Origin of the sequence: Pontibacter locisalis (genome assembly GCF_042684605.1) — a bacterium.
Taxonomy (GTDB): Bacteria; Bacteroidota; Bacteroidia; order Cytophagales; family Hymenobacteraceae; genus Pontibacter; species Pontibacter locisalis.
The window spans coordinates 96,118-113,755 of sequence record NZ_JBHULU010000003.1 but is presented as its reverse complement, the minus strand read 5'-3'; the positions used below and the strand labels follow the sequence as shown (position 1 = coordinate 113,755).

Here is a 17,638-nt window from a genome sequence, read left to right as displayed (position 1 = left end):
GCTCTCTATGTTGTCTCGTTAAACTGAATTTTGAAGATAGAAGTAGAGCTGGTGCTACCTGTTCAGGCATTGTTGTAGAATGCAATGCTGTGATTAGGTTGTACCGGAATTGTGTTTTATGGTGCTTTGCTGCTTGGGTGAATAGACAAACAAGTGGTAACTGTAACTACTTGTCGCGGAAAAAGGAAATAATTTCCCGCTTATTGTCTACTGCGTTGCTGACGTTTTGTTCCCATCCATTGCAGCAAAGGTCAAGATATTGGCTGAACAAGGCCTTTTGAGCCTTTCGGTAATAAAACAATAATTAATATTCACTTACCTTAAACAAACAGCGCAATGAAAAAACTTTTAATGCTGACCTTCCTGCTGGTCTCGGTCCTGATGCATCAGGCGATGGCCCAGAGCAGGACAGTTACCGGTAAGGTGACTGACGCCTCCACAAACCAGCCGCTACCCGGTGTAACGGTTTTGGTTAAAGGTACATCTGTGGGTACTGCAACATCCTCTGACGGTACTTACACTTTAAATGTGCCACAAGGATCAAATACGCTCAAGTTTAGCTTCATAGGCTATCGTGATATCGAGCGTGCTATTGGTAATGCTTCAAACATTAACGTAGCATTACCTCTAAACACAGAGCAACTTTCTGAAGTTGTAGTAACGGCTCTTGGCGTAAAAAGAGAAGCCAGAACTATTACCTATGCTGCTCAGGAAGTTGATGCAAAAGACCTGAACATTACGCAGGGCGTTAACGTGAAAGACGCTCTTGCCGGTAAAGTGGCAGGTGTGCAGATCAACGGTCAGGCTGGTTCTAAGTTAGGTGAGTTCGGAAAGGTACGTATCAGAGGTGCTATATCTCTGACTAGTGACAATGATCCACTTTATGTTGTGGATGGTGTTCCGGTTCCGGATCCGAACGACATCGATATGGAAAACGTGGAGTCAATCAACGTGCTGAAAGGACCAAATGCGACTTCATTATATGGACAAAGAGCTGAGTCTGGTGTGGTAGTTATTACTACTAAGAAAGGAACTGGCGCTCTTTCAGTAGAACTAACAAACTCTACAACCTGGGATAAAGTTGCAAGACTTCCTAAGTACCAGAACCTTTATGGTCAGGGCTATTCAGGAGAAGATGCCTTCGCTACATTCCAATTCGATCCAGAGATTCACAGACCTGAGTGGCAGGTTTTTGATGGCAAGCGCTACATTCAGTGGGATGATAACTACGCTGATGAGAGCTGGGGTCCAAGATTTGATAACGAAGAATATGTGCCATGGTATGCATGGTGGCAGGGAACTCCGGAGAACCCGAACCCATATTTCGGACAAACTGCTAAATGGTCTCCACAGGCAAACAACATTAAAGACTTTTACAACACTGGCCTTACTTTGAAGAACGGTATTGCTATTAGTGGTGGTGGAGATAAGTTTAACGCTCGTTTAGCTTACACTAACCTAGACCAGGACGGTATCACTCCTTATACTGGCTTAAACAAGCACTTCGTAAACACAAACTTTGAGTTTAAAGCAACGGAAAAACTGACTGTAAACACAAATATCCGTTATACAACCTCTTCAATTACTGGTGATTTCGATGACGGTTATGGTAACCAGACTTCGGGTTCTTTTAACTCCTGGTTTGCTCGTAACGTTGAGATTGATAAGCTAAGAGAGCTAAAAGACCTTCAGACGCCAGATGGCCACTCTGCATCCTGGAACTGGTGGGGTCCTGACTACTACTCTTACTATGGTGGTGGTTTCAAAAAACCAGCTTTCTGGTTCAACCCATACACTTTCCTCGAGCAGTATAAGCAGACAAGAGGTCATGACAACTTCACAGGTGCTCTAACTGCTAATTATGAGATCAATGACAACTGGGATTTCTCAGTAACTGGTTCCAGAACTGCAACAGAGTATCAGTCAGAATTTTTCATGCCATTCTATTTGTCTAACTCTGCAGCACCTGAGCTTTACAATGCCTGGTCTAACAGCTTTGGTAAGTATCGCAGATCTAACTCAGAGAACAACTTTAGCTCCTTGTTAAAGTATGAAAACCGCTTCGGAGACTTTGACCTGTCTGCTTTCATTGGTGGTAACATCAGGAAAGATGATTTTGAGAGCCTTCAGGCATGGATGAATCCAGGAGCCAAGGCTGGTGGATTGATCATTCCTGACCTGTATGACTTCTCAAATGCTGGTGAGGTACCAACACCACGTCCTTTCTTATATGAGAAAGAAGTAAGAAGTGTTTACGGTAATGCCTCTTTCGGTTACAAGGATATGGCATACATTGATATGAGCTTAAGAAGAGACTGGAGCTCTGCGCTACCTGCTGATAAGAATGGCTATAGCTATCCTTCTATAGGTGGTAGCTTGATCTTCTCTGAACTTGTTGATTTCAATGCGCTGTCTTTTGGTAAACTAAGAGCTGGCTGGGCACAGGTTGGTAACGACGTAGACGCAATCCGCATCAATCCAATCTACCCTATCGGAGATAAGCCATTCATGGGTAAGACAGTTTTAATGAGCAGCCCAAGCACTCTTGTTGACCCTAATATTGTGCCTGCAAGAAATACTTCTTTCGAAACTGGTTTTGATGTTAAGTTTTTCGAAAACAGAATTGGTTTAAGCTTTACGTACTATAATGAGAGCAGAAAGGATGAGATTATTCCAATAAGCATCTCAAAAGCTTCTGGATATAACGCTTATCTCACCAATGCCGGTGAGTCTGCCAGAAGAGGTATTGAAATTGCCTTAGACGGTGATATCATCAGGGCGGCAGACGGTTTTAACTGGAGCGCTACGTTCAACTTTGCACGTAACAGAACAACAGTTGAGGCTTTACCAGAAGGCTTAGATGCTATTACAGCTCCTGGCGGTTCTTCTGCTTTCGGTTTCATCTCTGTTATTCATGAGCTGGGTGATAACTGGGGACAGTTAAGAGGTACTGGCTTTGCAAGAGACGAGGATGGCAACAAGATCCTTCAGTCAAATGGCTTATACAAAACAGTTGGTAACCAGTATTTTGGTAGTGTATTACCAGACTTCACAGGTGGTTTGTTAAACAGAATGAGCTATAAAGGTCTTTCTCTTGTAGCTTCTATTGACTACCAGAAAGGTGGTAAGTTCTTCTCTCTGACAGAGCAGTGGGGCCAGTACTCAGGTCTTCTTGAGGAAACAGCCGCTCTGAACGATAAAGGTAACAACGTACGTGATGCTGTTGCTGATGGCGGTGGTGTGCATGTAGTAGGCGTTGACGAGAATGGTGAGAAGGTAGATACATATGTGCCTGCTTTAACTTACTTCAACCAGTTCTACGGTAACAGACTAGCTGAGCCGTTCATTCACGATGCAAGCTTTATAAAGTTAAGAGATGTGGCTTTATCTTATGATATCTCCAACCTGCTTAAGCAGAATTTCTTCATCAAAGGAGCAACAGTAGGTGTTGTTGGTAGAAACCTGTGGTTGATTGCTGTATCTGATGACAACGTGCATCGTTGGGATCCATCTGAGTTGGCTGAGACTTTCGGTGAGAACGGACAGGTACCAGGAACAAGAAGCTATGGTGTAAATGTGAGGTTAACTTTCTAAATCAGGGAAAATGAAAAAGATTATATATTTATTATTATGCGCATCACTGGCACAGGGTTTCGTTGCTTGTGATACCGTAGACTTCGGAGACACAAACAAAAACCTGAATGGTTCTGAAGTGGCATCTCCTGCAGGGTTATTAGCTAACTCCATTATGTCTTATGCAACCATGACTGGTAGGCAAGGCTTAATGCAGCCAACACTGTATGTGCAATATCAATCTCAGGTAACATATGTAGATGAGATGCTTTATTCACAGGTGCCTGCATCATGGTATACCTACTATGTGGACGTTCTTAACAACCTGGACCAGGTGGTTAAGTTTAACCAAAACGAGGCTAATCACGGTCCGGCTCTGAATGCTCAGGGTGCACCAGAAAACCAGATTGGTGTTGCCATGATCATGAAGGCAATGGTGATCAAACGTGTAACGGACACATATGGAGCAGTGCCTTACTCAAAGGCTTTCCAGGGCTTGGACAATATTACTCCGGCTTATGATACACAGGAGGAAATTTATAAGCAGCTTATCAGCGAGTTGAAAGCTGGCAGAGATATGCTGGATGCCTCTAAAAACCAGCCTACTGGCGACATCCTTTACAATGGTAACGTTACCATGTGGAAGAAATTAGCAAACTCTTTGCTTCTGCAAGCCACGCTACAGCTATCTAAAGTAGATGCTCAGAGCTCAATTGATGCTGCTGGTGAATTTAGAGCCGCTCTAGAGCATCCTGCTGGTGTTATAGACGACGTGAAGGAAGAAGCTTGGTTTCAGTATGAAGACCTGACAGGTTTTAGAAATCCTTGGAATGCAAACAGACAACGTGACTATTTCTTGGCTGGTGAATTTATAGATGCACTACAGGGTGATCCTGCTGCTACATCTTTAAACCCTACATCGAATACTACTTTTGATGCAAGAATAGACGTAATCGCAACGTCAGCAACAAAAGAAGGTGTGCCTTACGGCTTCGCAGATGGTAGTGGTAAAGATAAAAGCCAGGTTTCTGGTAATTATTACTGGAACAACACCTCATCCATTCCAGTGATGACAGCCTCTTATACTTTCCTGAACAGAGCTGAAGCGGCCGAGATCGGTTGGACTAATGAGTCTGCTGCTGAAATGCTAGAGAAAGGTATTATAATGTCTTTTGAAACTTTAGAGGCGCATAATGTTAAAACGGCTCAGGAAATTTCTGAAAAGGCAGGAAATACAAAAGAGTTAGATAAAATTAAAGCTTTAAGTGAGAAAGCCCCAGCATATGCTGCTGCCCGTCTTGCTGATGCCGCTACAGTTGGTATGAGACAGGTAATTGGCGAGGAGAAGTGGAAAACTTTATTTGGCCAGGCTTTTGATTCGTGGGCTGAGTGGAGAAGAACGGGGTATCCAAACCTAATTCCTGCCACTGATTTCCAGAATGCCGGTATGATCCCGACAAGATACCTGTATCCTATTGAAGAGGCCAACCTTAATGCAACTAACTATCAGGCTGGTCTTTCAGGGCTAACACCGTCCAAGGATACAAACACAGCTCACGTTTGGTGGGATGTTGACTAACAATGAGATAATTGGTTAATAAAGTAGATAGATAAGAATACTAGGTAGTAGTCTTCTTCATTGGACAAAGGCCCCCGGTTTCCGGGGGCCTTTTCTTTTAAATAACACCTGTAGATAAAGAGTATAAAAGTAAAAGAGGATTTAAAGCTTGATAGATAAGTATAATGAAGTATTATCTTCTAAATTATTTGTTGTTTAGGATCAGATGTTATGTTATTCTAGTTCAAAATGAGTATCCGTTTGATCAAATATGTGCCATCCTTACAGGTAAGCTTTAAGAAATAGGTGCCAGTTAAAAACTTATCGGTTTGGATAAGCAATTCAGATTGAATCTCTGCTCTTTGAAGTTGCTTTACTTTCCTGCCAATAGAATCAAATATTTCAAGGCTAGTGGCGCGCGGCAAGAGTTCTTCGTTTACATTAACATGGAGCTTTGCATTAGCTGGAATAGGGAAAATACTCAGAAGCTTATGCTCATAATCATCCAACAGGCCAGTAGGAATATTTACCTGTTGACAGACACTCCTTATACCGCAAGTTGTTTTTATCCTAAGGCAGACAGTATAATTGCCGGTACTCTGGTAACTGTGAACAGGGGCTGCGTTGATACTCGTTGAGCCATCTCCGAATTCCCACTGAAACTCAATATTTGTAGAATCAATAGTTGGTGAAAAATTTACCGTGAGCGTCTTATCCTTATCTATAATGTAAGTAAAATCTATGGCGGGAGGCTGGCAGTTAACCGTTACTTGGCTGCTGAGACTTGTAAAACAGGAATTCTGCTTTACTATCAGGTTTACTCTATGTTCCCCATTAGAAGAGAAGGTGTAAGTAGGCTGTTTGTCATAGCTTTTGTTGCCATTCCCAAAGTCCCAGTATAAAATGTAATCGTCTGGAACACCTTTGGCCATAAAGGTTGCCGTTAGATCCTTCAGGGTATACTCTATGCTTCTGGCTACATTAGGGCAATGCTGTATAGATCTTTTTTTACTAATTGTGCCACAATCATTCGTTAGAAGAAGTTCTGCAGTAAACCAGCCCAATGGTAGTGGCTTTGTTACAGTGCGTTCTGTACTGGAGCTTCCGTCACTGAACCGCCACTCCCAGGAGCTTACTTCTTCTTCAGAATCAAAAGAAAAGGTATAATTATCTTCTTCGTTACTGTAGCTTATCTCTGCAACAGGAACAGTACACGGCACTGTGATAGTTTTACAAACAGTTCTATCTCCGCAACTGTTACTTACTTTAACACAGACGGTATAGGTGCCACTGCTGGCATAGTTATGAGAAATGGCTTCTACAGGAATGTATTTCGATGTACTGTATGTGGTGCCATCTCCCATGTTCCACTCTACTTTGTCTTCCGGATCATGATTAATTAGTTTGAATGTTGCTTGAAGGTCCGGTTGTGTCTTTGCCTCAAAATCCAGTTGTAGACTTATAGGATTGTCTACTTTGATGAGTACCTGTCTAAATGCTTCTTCTCCGGTAGCAGTACGGGTTACAACTGTGTAAAGGGTTGTTACCTCAGGGGTGGCAATTGGGTTGGCTATGTTAGTGCTGCTGAGCCCAGTGGATGGCAGCCAGGTGTAGCCTTCATTGCCTCCTTCAACATTTAATTGTACTTTACCACCGGCACAAATTATTTCTTTGGTGTTGCTTAATTTTACATTCTGCTGTCCACAGTCTCCCCATAAGGCAACAGTTTGTGATGCAGTAGCATAGGTTTCCTGTGAGTAAGGTGCCTGGTAAGTTAATGAAAGAACCCCGGAGCTATTTACAGTAGCTGTCTGCGATATAGCTTTCTGACTTTCAGCTATACCAGGCCATAACCATTGTAACTTACCATCCAGGCTACTATAGTTCGCCAGAAAAAGACTTGTTTCAGGTGTGGCCTTTAATCCAAGTATAGCGCCATCAGAGGTAAATGTACTAGCCTTATAGGCTGTACCGAACAGAATCACTTCACTTTCATCCGGTTTGAGTGCCATGTCGCTGACAGAAGTGCTGCTAAGAAAGCTATGCCACAAAAGTTTGCCCTCATAGTCATACTTCATAAGGCATGAGCCGCCTTTAAAGTTATCATAAGATGCGCTCCCTAATTTCAACTCAGGTGTCTGATAGCTTTCAGGGTTCTGCCAACTGATTACATTATAAATGCCGTCCTGGGTAAGAGTGGTAAGCTGCCGGTTCGGTTCCGCATCTAAATTGCTATCGGAAGAGAAAACACTTGTAAGTGTATATGTTTTAAAGGAGTTCTGCCAGCCACTGTCAATATTGTACTGTGAAACATAACCTACTTCCGTACCCTGAGGTGAACTGCCAATACTACGTTCCCCGACTGTCATAGTCTGACCTGTACCAAGAAGGGCACCCACTACAAAAATGTTGTTTTGAGCATCAGCCCTAAGTTTAGGCCCAGCTGGAATCATTGAAGCGAAGTGCGAGGCAAAACCACCTACACCTGTTATTGATCTAGATTGGGAGGCACTTTGGTCAGGTGGTAAAACGGGCGTTTTATGTAGTAACTCTCCATTAGTATTTAGCTGCAACAGGTAGAGTATGTTTGCCTCGTTTTCTGCGCTAAAACTTAGTTTCTGTTTATCACTGAATATGACAGTAGCTTTTCGGTGTGCAAAAAGCGTCGTATAAACATTCCCGTCATTCCCAATGGCTAAGTCTGTGAAATACGAGTAGCCTGATGGTTCGTAAGAATCTACATTTACAACCCACTCCGCTTTTCCAGAGGCATCAAGTTTTAAAATAAATCCAACGGAGCCATTGTAGCGTGCCTCATGGCTTAGTTCCAGGCCATCAATTTTAAAGGTAGTAGAGTAGGTGCCTGCTAAGTAGAGATTGCCTTCTGAATCGGTGACAAGGCTGGTTCCAAAAGCTCCACTGTTACTTCTGGAGAACCGGTCCTGTTCTCTGCGGTAGATTAACTGACCAGCAGCATCATACTTCTCAACAAAAAAGTAAAAGTACCTGGTATTAAAGGAATAGCTTTCTATCCTTGCGCTAAATCCGGTATGATAAACAAAGCCTTGTTTATCTGTATGTGATGCAAGTACAGTTTTAGTCTTGTTTGTAGTATTTTCCTCTTGGGAGATGGTCTGACTGTTACAGGATAGGAGTGCCTCGTTAAGCGGCGCGCGATCTACTACCTGAACGTTAACAGATGACTGAGTTGTGCAGCCTGCAGCATTGCTCGCGTAGAGCGTTACCTTTTTATTGCCGAGACTTTTAAAATGAAAGGGGGGAGGCGTAGCTACAGTATACTCAGTCGTTTCCTGCCCGTCTTCTATCAACCATCTGTAGTTTTCAGCGACTGATGTATTAGTAAGCTCAAGGGGTTGATCAGGAAAAAGAAGGAGCTCGTTAACAGTAAACTGAGCGGATAAGGGAGCGACCTCTAGTACTGCTTTGTTCTGTAGTATATAGCGAGTGCCGGGGCACCGTGCTGGTGTTGCAATTACTAAGATCTCAAGCTTCCATCCATCAGGAGAAGCACTTGGGGGAGTATATTTTGTTGGTATGACTAAGTCCTCTCCTGTACCGGCATATGACTCCGTATGGCCATCCAGTTGATAGATTACCCCCTCCTGTGAGCCTTTAATTACAACTTCGAAGTTTTCTCCGGCAGGGCAATATTTCTTTAAAGGCTCAACTGTTAAAGTAAGATCAGGTTCTGGGAGTACTTCTACCGTTACAGCCTGTGAGGTAGAGTAGTTGCCACAAGGAGTTAACCGGTAGGCAAGGATATCATATGCCGTTGTCTCCTGAAGGTTTGAAACATAAAAAAATAAGCTGTTTGAGCCCGTGTTAATTATTTTATCGATGAGCAGGTCGCCCTGCCGCAACTCATAGACAGTACCTGTATTAGGGTTTGGCCCATGGTCGACTATATCAATGTAAGTAGCAAGGCCAGGTTTACAAAGTAACGCAGATCTTGCACTCACCTGTAGTGGCTCTGTAAAAGGACCAAGTTCAGTTTTGTAAGTCTGGGATACAGATGCTGATTGTCCCTCATAACTTCCCACTAAGGTTATGTTGTAAACTGTATTATGATCTAAGGTTATGGTGAGGTTATAGCTATCTGCAACAAACTTGTCATTAACAAACCACTGGTAAGTGTAGTTTTCGGGCCCGGAATTCATAAATGTATAAGTCAAGCCACCGCACAAGTATCCGGCAGCCGTTCTGCTATTTCCCTTGCTACTAGAAGAGGAGCTGCTGCTTAAGAGGAGTGGCTGAGACTCTGCGCCAGTGTTTGCTTTTAATTTAAACCCTATACTATCAGGACTTGCCAGAGCAGGTGCTTCTGTTGCGAAGAATTTAAAACTCTGGGCAGAAGTAAAAGAGTAAATAAAGACGCTTAAAGCAAAAAGGGCACAAAGAAGAAATCTAATTCGCATGTATATCAAAGAAGAGTAAATGCCAGTGAATATTAAAGCGTACAAATATAGTCATAACGGCTATCCCTGTTATGACTTTTCCGCGTTTAAATACCAGTTAGCTGACACCTTTGATACTACTAAATAAAATACTACAATTGAGAATTGTATAACACCAGTAGCTAGCAGAGAGGGAGGAAATAATGCTTACCTGTAAATTAAAAACACCGCAGGCTGCTTATGTATATCAGGTAACTTTCCTTTCCACTGTTGCACACTCTTCGTCTGTATAAACTCGTGCTCCGGTGATGTGATATTAGCAGCAATGCAAAGCTTGGTTTCAGGGTGCAGGGTAGATAGCAGGTCTTCCAGCAGTTTGTTGTTGCGGTAAGGCGTTTCCATGAATATCTGTGTCTGGTTACGTTGCTGCATCTCCTTCTCGAGCTGGCGCAGTGCCTGCAGCCTGTCACGCTTCTCGATAGGCAGGTACCCGTGGAAGGCAAACTGCTGCCCGTTAAAGCCGCTGGCCATAAGGCTCAGTAGAATGGCTGACGGACCGGCAAAGGGTACTACTTTTATGTTTTTCTGATGGGCGTATTTCACTACTTCTGCTCCTGGGTCGGCTACACCAGGGCAACCGGCTTCTGAAATAATACCAGCGTCTATACCCTGTTCCTGCAGCGGCTTCAGTGACGCCTGCACCTGGGCGGGGCTTGCATCCTTGTCAACCTGTACAAAGGTTAGCTCCTCAATTACCAGCTCCGGGCAGATGCTTTTCACGTAACGCCGGGCCGTGCGCAGGTTCTCTACTATAAAATAGGTGAGGTGGCGCACAGTGTCTGTCACCTGGGGCGAAATAACTTTTTCTGCCGTGTCCTCAGCAAGAACGGTAGGGATAAGGTATAAAGTGCCGGTCTTTTTCATGAAGCAAAGGTAAGGTATTAATTGGTGATGGTTTGTGCTTAAACAGAACTGCCACTGCTTTGTCGGCGGTGGCAGTTTGTCTGAATCAGGATTCCCAGGATAAAAGGATGTGCAGGATTAAAAAGTGTCGTGAACTGGACGTAATTAAAACCATTTCTATACTTTAGAAGGTCATCCTGTTAATCATTTCATTGACCAAATCCTGATTCTGATTAGTCTGTGCTAAGGAAGGTAGTTACTAAATCATACACCTGGTCAGGAGCCTCGGCATGCACCCAGTGTCCTGCTTCTGGTATGGTTTCTACCTCAACAAGGGTGAAGAGGTGCTCAATGCACCCATACACGTCTTCCTGCTTAATGTACCTTGATTTCCCTCCTTTGATAAACAATGCATGTTTCTTGAAAGGAACATCCGCAGTAATACCTGCTGCGATCTTCTCATAGTTCTTTTCAATGGCATCCAGATTCATGCGCCAGCCAAAGGTGTTATCCTCTTTGCGGTATAAATTCTTCATCAGGAAAAGGCGCACATCCTCGCTGCTGATATGTATCGCCAGTTGCTCGTCTATCTCTCCACGGCTGGTAGCAGAACTTAAATCCACGGACTGCAGTGCGTCAATGATCTCATCGTGGTGTGGCGGGTAAGCCTTTGGTGCAATATCTACTACAATTAGCTTCGTTATTCGGGTAGGATATTTTAAAGCATACTTCATGGCAACTTTACCACCCATTGAATGCCCCATGATAGCCGGTGTCGGAATTTTTAACTCATCTACCAGGCGCAACACATCATCTGCCATGGCATCATAGTCGTGTTGTTCGCTGTGCGGTGAACGACCATGGTTGCGCAGGTCAACCAGGAATACATTGTAGTGTTCAGCCAAACGCTTTGCAAGAGTTGCCCAGTTATCTAATGTGCCAAACAAACCGTGCAATATCAGCAGCGGTTGTCCATGGCCCATTTCCTTATAGTGTAGTTTCATTTTTTCAGGTGTGGTTAATCTGTAAATGTTGATCAGTTTTAGAGAGTACGGAAGTAAGAAGGAGGTAGATATTTATATTACCCTGATCAGCTTCTCCTCTGCATCGCGCTCCTTCAGTACGCCAAACGGCTGTAGCTGTAAGCCATACCTTTCAAACACCTGCAGTACTTCTTCACGTCCGGTTGGATCAACTGCCACTAAAAGACCGCCACTGGTTTGCGGATCACAAAGCAGGTGCTTCTGCTCGGTGGTAAGTTCCGCTAGCTTATGGCCGTAGCTGTCGAAGTTGCGATTTGTGCCCCCCGGAACTGCTTTCTGCGCCAGGTACTCCAGTGCCTCAGGGAGTAGGGGTACTTTATCAAAATGTACTTCAGCAGTTAAGTTGCTGCCCTCACACATCTCAGAGAGGTGCCCCATCAAACCAAACCCGGTAACGTCGGTCATAGCTTTTACCTGTGGTAGCGTTCCCAGGTCAGCACCGATCTTGTTCAGCTGCATCATCTGCTGCGGCGCCAGGTGAGCATGTTCTGGTTTCAGGATGGCTTTTTTCTGAGAAGTGGTAAGTATGCCTACCCCTAATGGTTTGGTCAGGTAAAGCTCACAACCCGCGGTGGCAGTATCGTTACGCTTCAGGTTGCGGATATCCACCATACCGGTTACGGCCAGGCCAAAGATTGGCTCCGGGCTATCAATGCTGTGGCCGCCAGCCAATGGTATACCAGCCTCATGGCAGATACTGCGACTCCCTTCTATTACACGTCTGGCCACCTCCGGCGGAAGTTTATCAACAGGCCATCCAAGTACAGCGATAGCCATCATAGGAGTGCCACCCATGGCATACACATCCGAGATAGCATTGGCAGAGGCAATGCGACCAAAGTCATACGCATCATCCACGATTGGCATAAAGAAATCGGTGGTGCTGATCACAGCTTTGCCATTGCCGATATCATAAACGGCGGCGTCATCGCGGGAGCTGTTGCCAACAAGCAGGTTCTTTTCCTCCGGGTAATGAATCTCTGAATGAAGGATGGAGTCCAGTACTTTGGGGGAAATCTTGCAGCCACAACCAGCTCCATGGCTGTATTGGGTAAGCTTTATTTCGGAAGCGGTATTTTCCATAGCTATAGTAAATTGTTCTGTTTTGCAAACTGCACCACTTGTGCAGCGTTTTCCTCTGGCTCTATCCCTGCTAACTCCAGAGCGAGCACATGCTGCCGTTTGGCCAGGTCAAAGTGGTAAGCCTTATCATAGTAGGATAGGGCAATCTCTACCATTTTCTCCATATCGCCTTCAGCAATAGCTATCAGTGCCTCCTTGGTGGCTAAACCTCCAAGGCGCTTCTTTATTTTGAGTATGGCTGCTTCAAGTATGGCTTTGTCGGTCTGGCAGTATTCCTGGGCCAGTTTATAAATGCGAAGTTTTTTAGGAGGGTTAATAACAATGGCAGGGGCATTCTGCATTTGCTCATGGAGCTGAATCGGCATCACCACCTTGCCAATTGTCTTACTTTCATCTTCGAGCCATAGTGGCTGTTCCGTATCTGACTGTAGCAGTTGTATGCCCAGCATGTTCTCAAAATGCTCTGTGCTAGGTTGTGGCGGCATGCCTATGTTTCCGAAAGCGGAGCCTTTGTGGTTTGCAAGTGCTTCCAGGTCTATTGTTTGCTGCCCGAGTTGCTGGAGGTAAGGTAGCAGGTCAGTTTTGCCGCTACCCGTCAGGCCACCTAGAATAAGCAGCTTGCGCGGTTTGCTGAACTGCTCCAGCATCAGGTGCCGGTAAGTTTTATAACCTCCTTCTAGCAGATGCACCTTGAAGCCCGAAAAGTTAAGTAACCAAGCCATGGCGCTGCTTCGCATCCCGCCGCGCCAGCAATGCACCAGCAATTCTTTATCTTTTGCCAGCTTTCCGGCCTCTTTCACAAAGCCAGACATCCTCGGGCCGAAAAGATCCAACCCAAGCAGTACAGCCGGGTCATGGCCCTGCTGCTTGTATGCTGTTCCTACCAGTGCACGTTGCTGATCATCAAAAATAGGGAAGGAGTGCGCGGCAGGGATATGGCCTGCCTCATACTCCTTTGGCGCACGCACATCCAGCACCGGCAGTTGCTTTGCCCGTTGTAAAAACTCTTGTATAGTTATCGTGTTAACCATTACTTAAGCTGACGCAGGTACAGCTGTATGGTGTTCTCCAGGCCATAGTAAAGCGCGTCGCAAATCAACGCGTGGCCGATACTTACCTCCATCAGGTTTGGCAGCGTATCGTGCAGGTACTTCAGGTTATCCAGGTCCAGGTCATGTCCGGCATTGAGGCCCAGAGATAATTCCTGTGCTTTCCTGGCTGCAGCCAGATACGGAGCTATGGCCTGTTCCCGGTTAGTGTGGTAATGGCGGGCATAGTCTTCAGTATAAAGCTCTATTCTGTCTGTGCCTACCGCTGCGGCTCCTTCAACCATCTCCACTACAGGGTCTACGAAAATAGAGGTTCTGATGCCAAGTCCTTTTAGCTCCCCGATTACATCTGTAAGGAAATCTTTGTATCTTATGGTGTCCCAACCGGCGTTGGAAGTGATGGCATCCGGGGCGTCAGGAACAAGTGTTGCCTGTTCTGGTCGCACCTCCTTTACCAGCTTCAGGAAGTCTGGTGTAGGGTTTCCTTCAATGTTGAATTCTGTGGTAACCACGGCTTTCAGGTCATACACGTCCTGGTAACGGATATGGCGCTCGTCAGGGCGCGGGTGAACTGTAATGCCTTCTGCCCCGAAGCGTTCACAATCTTTGGCAGTCTGCACAACATTTGGCCTGTCGCCGCCCCGTGCGTTCCGTAGCGTGGCTATTTTGTTTATATTTACACTCAGCTTCGTCATGGGTATAGTTCTTTAGCCTTTGCAGGCCATTTATGGTCCTGATACAATTGAATGACTAAAATTAGTTGTTTTTTGTTTAAGATGATAACCCATACCCTTGGCTGTAGACTCGTATAAACAAACCCCTGCCTTACGAAAGGCAGTGTCTTAACAGTTTAAAGAATTAACCACATAAAACTATGTCATTAAAAGAGCGCATTAACGCCGACATCAAAGAAGCCATGCTGGCAAAAGACAAAGCCCGTTTACAGGCTCTGAGAAGTATAAAATCACTTATCCTGCTGGCTGAAACAGAAAAAGGCGGCACAGAAGATTTAAGCAAGGACACAGAAATGAAACTGCTGACAAAAGCAGCAAAGCAACGTCGTGAGTCAGCGGAGCTATATGCCAAACAAGGGCGGGAAGATCTGGAGCAAATTGAGCTGCAGGAGTTAGCTGTGATCGAAGATTATCTTCCAAAGCAATTAGATGAAGGTGACCTGCGTGTGCGTCTTGTAGAAATTATTCAGCGGGTAGGAGCCACTGGCCCTTCTGATTTGGGTAAAGTAATGGGCGTTGCTTCAAAAGAACTGGCCGGACAAGCTGATGGACGCGCTATATCAACGGCTGTTGGAGAACTGCTTAACAACACCGACTTTTAATAAAGTTACTTTAAACTACTAATGCATGTCGTGCAGTTGTTATTTAATAGATGCAGCTTCACGGCATGTAATTAAATCTTTCACCCTTGAGTACGTTTGATTTTTTTCTGGCCTTGCCCATTCTTTATGGTGCATTCCAGGGCTTCCGGAAAGGATTGCTCCTGGAGCTGGTGTCGTTGGTGGCGCTCGTGTTGGCTATACTTGGAGGTCTGAAGCTTTTAGATTCCGCTTTGCCGGTTATGGAAGGCTTTATTGGTGATGCCCATGGCCTTCTGCCTTATGTCACTTTCCTGGTGGTGTTTGTGTGCATTATTCTGCTGATCCATGTGGGGGGGCTTATCCTGAAAAAAGTAATTGACTTTACACCCTTCGGCCTCTTTGATAATGTGCTGGGAAGTATACTGGGTGCCCTGAAGTGGTGTGTGGCTTTAAGCCTGTTGCTTTACGTTTCTGATATGGCAGGAATCAGCATATCAAAGGATACCGCTAATGCTTCTATGGTGTACCCGGTAGTGCTGAAGACTACCCCTTATGCACTTGATATACTTGGATACGTACTGCCATTTGTTAAAGCACTTATTTTTTCGCTGAAGCAGCATTTTTAATTACATGCTTCTACTGCTCGATAATTTTGACTCTTTTACCTATAACCTTGTCGATTACTTTGGGCAGGCAGGGGTAAAGGCAGAGGTAGTGCGAAACGATGTGCCGCTTGAGGAAATTAAACAACTGCCCGTTAAAGCAGTTGTATTGTCACCGGGGCCAGGAGTGCCGCAGAAAGCAGGAAGCCTTATGGATGTAATCCATTACTTCCATGAGCGGGTACCTATGCTGGGGATTTGCCTGGGACACCAGGCGCTGGGCGAGTTTTTCGGCGCAAAACTAGAGAAGGGGATCAAGCCAATGCATGGGAAAGTATCGCAGATAATCTGTGAACCGGATCCACTTTTTAATGGCCTGCCCTTGCAGATGCCTGTTGTTCGTTATCACTCGCTGGTGCTGCGCCAGACTCCCCAGGACATAGTTCCACTGGCTCATACCGCTGAGGGTGAGCTGATGGCATTCAGGCACAAAACGCTTCCCTTGTACGCACTGCAGTTTCATCCGGAGGCCGCCTTGACTACTTATGGCCTTCAAATGCTTCAAAATTGGGTTAGTATTGCTAATATTGCAGACTAATTAATCGTATTGACCAAAAAATACGTTTCTTTTACAAAGCTTACGTTACATGAATTTACAGATAAAAGAAGAGGCCGGATTTCAGTACATCGACGAAGGTAAAGGCGAAGTGATGGTACTGCTGCACGGTTTGTTTGGAGCTCTTAGCAACTGGCATGGTGTGGTGGATCATTTCTCCCAAAACTACCGTGTCGTTATTCCGCTGATGCCAATCTACGAAATGTCGCTGCACAAGGCAGGTGTACCAGGACTCGTATCTTTTGTAGAGGACTTTGTAAAACACATGAATCTGAGTGATATGACCCTGCTGGGCAACTCACTTGGAGGACATGTGGCATTGGTTTATGCATTAAAGAACCCGGACAAAGTAAAGCGGCTGGTATTAACTGGTAGCTCAGGCTTGTTTGAAGATTCTATGGGGGGGTCGTTTCCGAAGCGCGGTAACTATGAGTATGTGGAGGAGCGCGTGGCCTATACGTTCTATGATCCTAAAACGGCTACAAAAGAACTGGTAGACGAAGTTTTTGATATCACTAACAGTAATGCCAAGTGCCTTCGGATCATTGCCATCGCAAAATCAGCGCAGCGGCACAACATGGCCAAGGATATCACAAATATCAAAGTTCCTACGTTGTTGATATGGGGACTGAATGACACGATAACACCGCCAATGGTAGCGCATGAGTTTAACAGGCTCATGAAGAATTCCGAGCTATATTTTATAGACAAGTGCGGACACGCACCAATGATGGAACATCCCGAGAAGTTTAACAGTATCTTAGATAAATTTTTAGCCAGAACTCCCATAACAGAAAAATCCACATGATAGCAGAAGAACTCATCAATCAAATGATTCCACCGCTAAAGCTGTACGATACCGTAGAGAAGGCTTTGCGTTGGATGGATGAGTTCCGTGTAAATGAGTTACCTGTGGTAAGCAACCGTAAATACATGGGGCTGGCCACAGAACTGGCATTGATCGAGCTGCCGGATCGTGCAAGAAAGCTGAAAGAGCTGGAGCTTGAATACAAGGATGTGCATGTGCAAGGGCAGCAGCACTTTTACGATGTAATGGAGGCTGCTATCAAAAACAAAATTCAGGTGGTGCCGGTTCTGGATGATGACCAGGATTACATTGGTATCATTACTATCAACGACACGCTAGCAGCTTTCGGGCAGATGTCCGCTTTGCAGGGCCAGGGGAGTATATTGGTGCTTTCTATGCCTGAGCGTGATTACTCCCTGAGCCAGATCAGCCGCCTGATAGAGGAAGAGAATACAAAGATTCTCAGCGCGTATGTGTCTCCCGATGAAATGGATCCTTATAAAATCAAGCTTACCCTAAAGCTAAATGCTACTGACCTTTCCCGCATTATCGCTACGTTAGAGCGTTTCGAATACCGTATAACGGCGCAGTTCAACGATACTACCGATCACGATATAGGCCGCGACAGGCTTGATATGCTTTTCAAATACCTTGATATTTAAGCTGGCGCGGT

Annotated in this window: 13 protein-coding genes; 7 read left to right on the top strand and 6 right to left on the bottom strand. The window is 45.0% G+C overall.

The features are described 5' to 3' along the window. Nucleotides 1–336: 336 nt before the first annotated feature. The gene (locus ACFSRY_RS02715; RefSeq protein WP_377503217.1) at nucleotides 337–3,594 is read left to right on the top strand and encodes a SusC/RagA family TonB-linked outer membrane protein; all 3,258 of its coding nucleotides are present in this window, start codon (nucleotides 337–339) and stop codon (nucleotides 3,592–3,594) included. A gap of 10 nt (nucleotides 3,595–3,604) precedes the next feature. After that, entirely contained in the window at nucleotides 3,605–5,152 is a 1,548-nt protein-coding gene (locus ACFSRY_RS02710) for a SusD/RagB family nutrient-binding outer membrane lipoprotein (RefSeq protein WP_377503215.1), read from the top strand. Nucleotides 5,153–5,370: 218 nt separating this feature from the next. Here the strand turns inward: ACFSRY_RS02710 and ACFSRY_RS02705 are convergent, their stop codons facing one another. The 6 genes from ACFSRY_RS02705 to ACFSRY_RS02680 form a co-directional block, all read right to left on the bottom strand. Next, nucleotides 5,371–9,309, bottom strand: coding sequence for a PKD domain-containing protein (locus ACFSRY_RS02705; protein ID WP_377503213.1), 3,939 nt, complete (start codon nucleotides 9,307–9,309; stop codon nucleotides 5,371–5,373). A gap of 444 nt (nucleotides 9,310–9,753) precedes the next feature. Next, nucleotides 9,754–10,470, bottom strand: a complete 717-nt coding sequence (locus ACFSRY_RS02700; protein WP_377503211.1) for an SAM-dependent methyltransferase — start codon at nucleotides 10,468–10,470, stop codon at nucleotides 9,754–9,756. Nucleotides 10,471–10,682: 212 nt separating this feature from the next. Continuing rightward, nucleotides 10,683–11,453, bottom strand: coding sequence for an alpha/beta fold hydrolase (locus ACFSRY_RS02695; RefSeq protein WP_377503208.1), 771 nt, complete (start codon nucleotides 11,451–11,453; stop codon nucleotides 10,683–10,685). Nucleotides 11,454–11,525: 72 nt separating this feature from the next. Next, the gene (gene selD / locus ACFSRY_RS02690; protein WP_377503206.1) at nucleotides 11,526–12,575 is read right to left on the bottom strand and encodes a selenide, water dikinase SelD; all 1,050 of its coding nucleotides are present in this window, start codon (nucleotides 12,573–12,575) and stop codon (nucleotides 11,526–11,528) included. A 2-nt stretch (nucleotides 12,576–12,577) separates the two neighbouring features. Continuing rightward, nucleotides 12,578–13,606, bottom strand: a complete 1,029-nt coding sequence (mnmH, locus tag ACFSRY_RS02685; RefSeq protein ID WP_377503204.1) for a tRNA 2-selenouridine(34) synthase MnmH — start codon at nucleotides 13,604–13,606, stop codon at nucleotides 12,578–12,580. Beyond that, nucleotides 13,606–14,319 carry a pyridoxine 5'-phosphate synthase gene (locus tag ACFSRY_RS02680; RefSeq protein WP_377503201.1) on the bottom strand — a complete coding sequence of 238 codons (714 nt, stop codon included), beginning with the start codon at nucleotides 14,317–14,319 and terminating at the stop codon, nucleotides 13,606–13,608. Before ACFSRY_RS02680 ends, mnmH begins: the two co-directional genes overlap by 1 nt. 179 nt (nucleotides 14,320–14,498) lie before the next feature. On the opposite strand from ACFSRY_RS02680, the gene ACFSRY_RS02675 reads away from it, so the two are divergent. The 5 genes from ACFSRY_RS02675 (at nucleotide 14,499) to ACFSRY_RS02655 (ending at nucleotide 17,627) form a co-directional block, all read left to right on the top strand. Continuing rightward, entirely contained in the window at nucleotides 14,499–14,960 is a 462-nt protein-coding gene (locus ACFSRY_RS02675) for a GatB/YqeY domain-containing protein (RefSeq protein WP_377503199.1), read from the top strand. Between the two features lie 86 nt (nucleotides 14,961–15,046). Further along, nucleotides 15,047–15,565 (top strand): CvpA family protein, encoded by a 519-nt coding sequence (locus tag ACFSRY_RS02670; protein WP_377503197.1) that lies wholly within the window; start codon nucleotides 15,047–15,049, stop codon nucleotides 15,563–15,565. Nucleotides 15,566–15,569: 4 nt separating this feature from the next. Beyond that, entirely contained in the window at nucleotides 15,570–16,139 is a 570-nt protein-coding gene (locus ACFSRY_RS02665; RefSeq protein ID WP_377503195.1) for an anthranilate synthase component II, read from the top strand. Nucleotides 16,140–16,188: 49 nt separating this feature from the next. Then, nucleotides 16,189–16,965 (top strand): alpha/beta fold hydrolase, encoded by a 777-nt coding sequence (locus tag ACFSRY_RS02660; RefSeq protein ID WP_377503193.1) that lies wholly within the window; start codon nucleotides 16,189–16,191, stop codon nucleotides 16,963–16,965. Then, complete coding sequence (locus ACFSRY_RS02655; protein ID WP_377503190.1) at nucleotides 16,962–17,627, top strand: CBS domain-containing protein; 666 nt, start codon at nucleotides 16,962–16,964, stop codon at nucleotides 17,625–17,627. The genes ACFSRY_RS02660 and ACFSRY_RS02655 overlap by 4 nt, the downstream gene beginning before the upstream one ends. The last annotated feature ends 11 nt before the right edge of the window (nucleotides 17,628–17,638 follow it).

Excerpts from the sequence above, each read along its gene's own strand:
- ACFSRY_RS02715 (WP_377503217.1), top strand. The coding sequence starts at position 337 with ATGAAAAAACTTTTAATGCTGACCTTCCTGCTGGTCTCGGTCCTGATG.
- ACFSRY_RS02660 (WP_377503193.1), top strand. The coding sequence starts at position 16,189 with ATGAATTTACAGATAAAAGAAGAGGCCGGATTTCAGTACATCGACGAA.
- ACFSRY_RS02665 (WP_377503195.1), top strand. The coding sequence starts at position 15,570 with ATGCTTCTACTGCTCGATAATTTTGACTCTTTTACCTATAACCTTGTC.
- ACFSRY_RS02680 (WP_377503201.1), bottom strand. The coding sequence starts at position 14,319 with ATGACGAAGCTGAGTGTAAATATAAACAAAATAGCCACGCTACGGAAC.
- selD (WP_377503206.1), bottom strand. The coding sequence starts at position 12,575 with ATGGAAAATACCGCTTCCGAAATAAAGCTTACCCAATACAGCCATGGA.
- ACFSRY_RS02710 (WP_377503215.1), top strand. The coding sequence starts at position 3,605 with ATGAAAAAGATTATATATTTATTATTATGCGCATCACTGGCACAGGGT.
- ACFSRY_RS02655 (WP_377503190.1), top strand. The coding sequence starts at position 16,962 with ATGATAGCAGAAGAACTCATCAATCAAATGATTCCACCGCTAAAGCTG.
- mnmH (WP_377503204.1), bottom strand. The coding sequence starts at position 13,606 with ATGGTTAACACGATAACTATACAAGAGTTTTTACAACGGGCAAAGCAA.
- ACFSRY_RS02695 (WP_377503208.1), bottom strand. The coding sequence starts at position 11,453 with ATGAAACTACACTATAAGGAAATGGGCCATGGACAACCGCTGCTGATA.
- ACFSRY_RS02700 (WP_377503211.1), bottom strand. The coding sequence starts at position 10,470 with ATGAAAAAGACCGGCACTTTATACCTTATCCCTACCGTTCTTGCTGAG.
- ACFSRY_RS02705 (WP_377503213.1), bottom strand. The coding sequence starts at position 9,309 with ATGAATTCCGGGCCCGAAAACTACACTTACCAGTGGTTTGTTAATGAC.
- ACFSRY_RS02675 (WP_377503199.1), top strand. The coding sequence starts at position 14,499 with ATGTCATTAAAAGAGCGCATTAACGCCGACATCAAAGAAGCCATGCTG.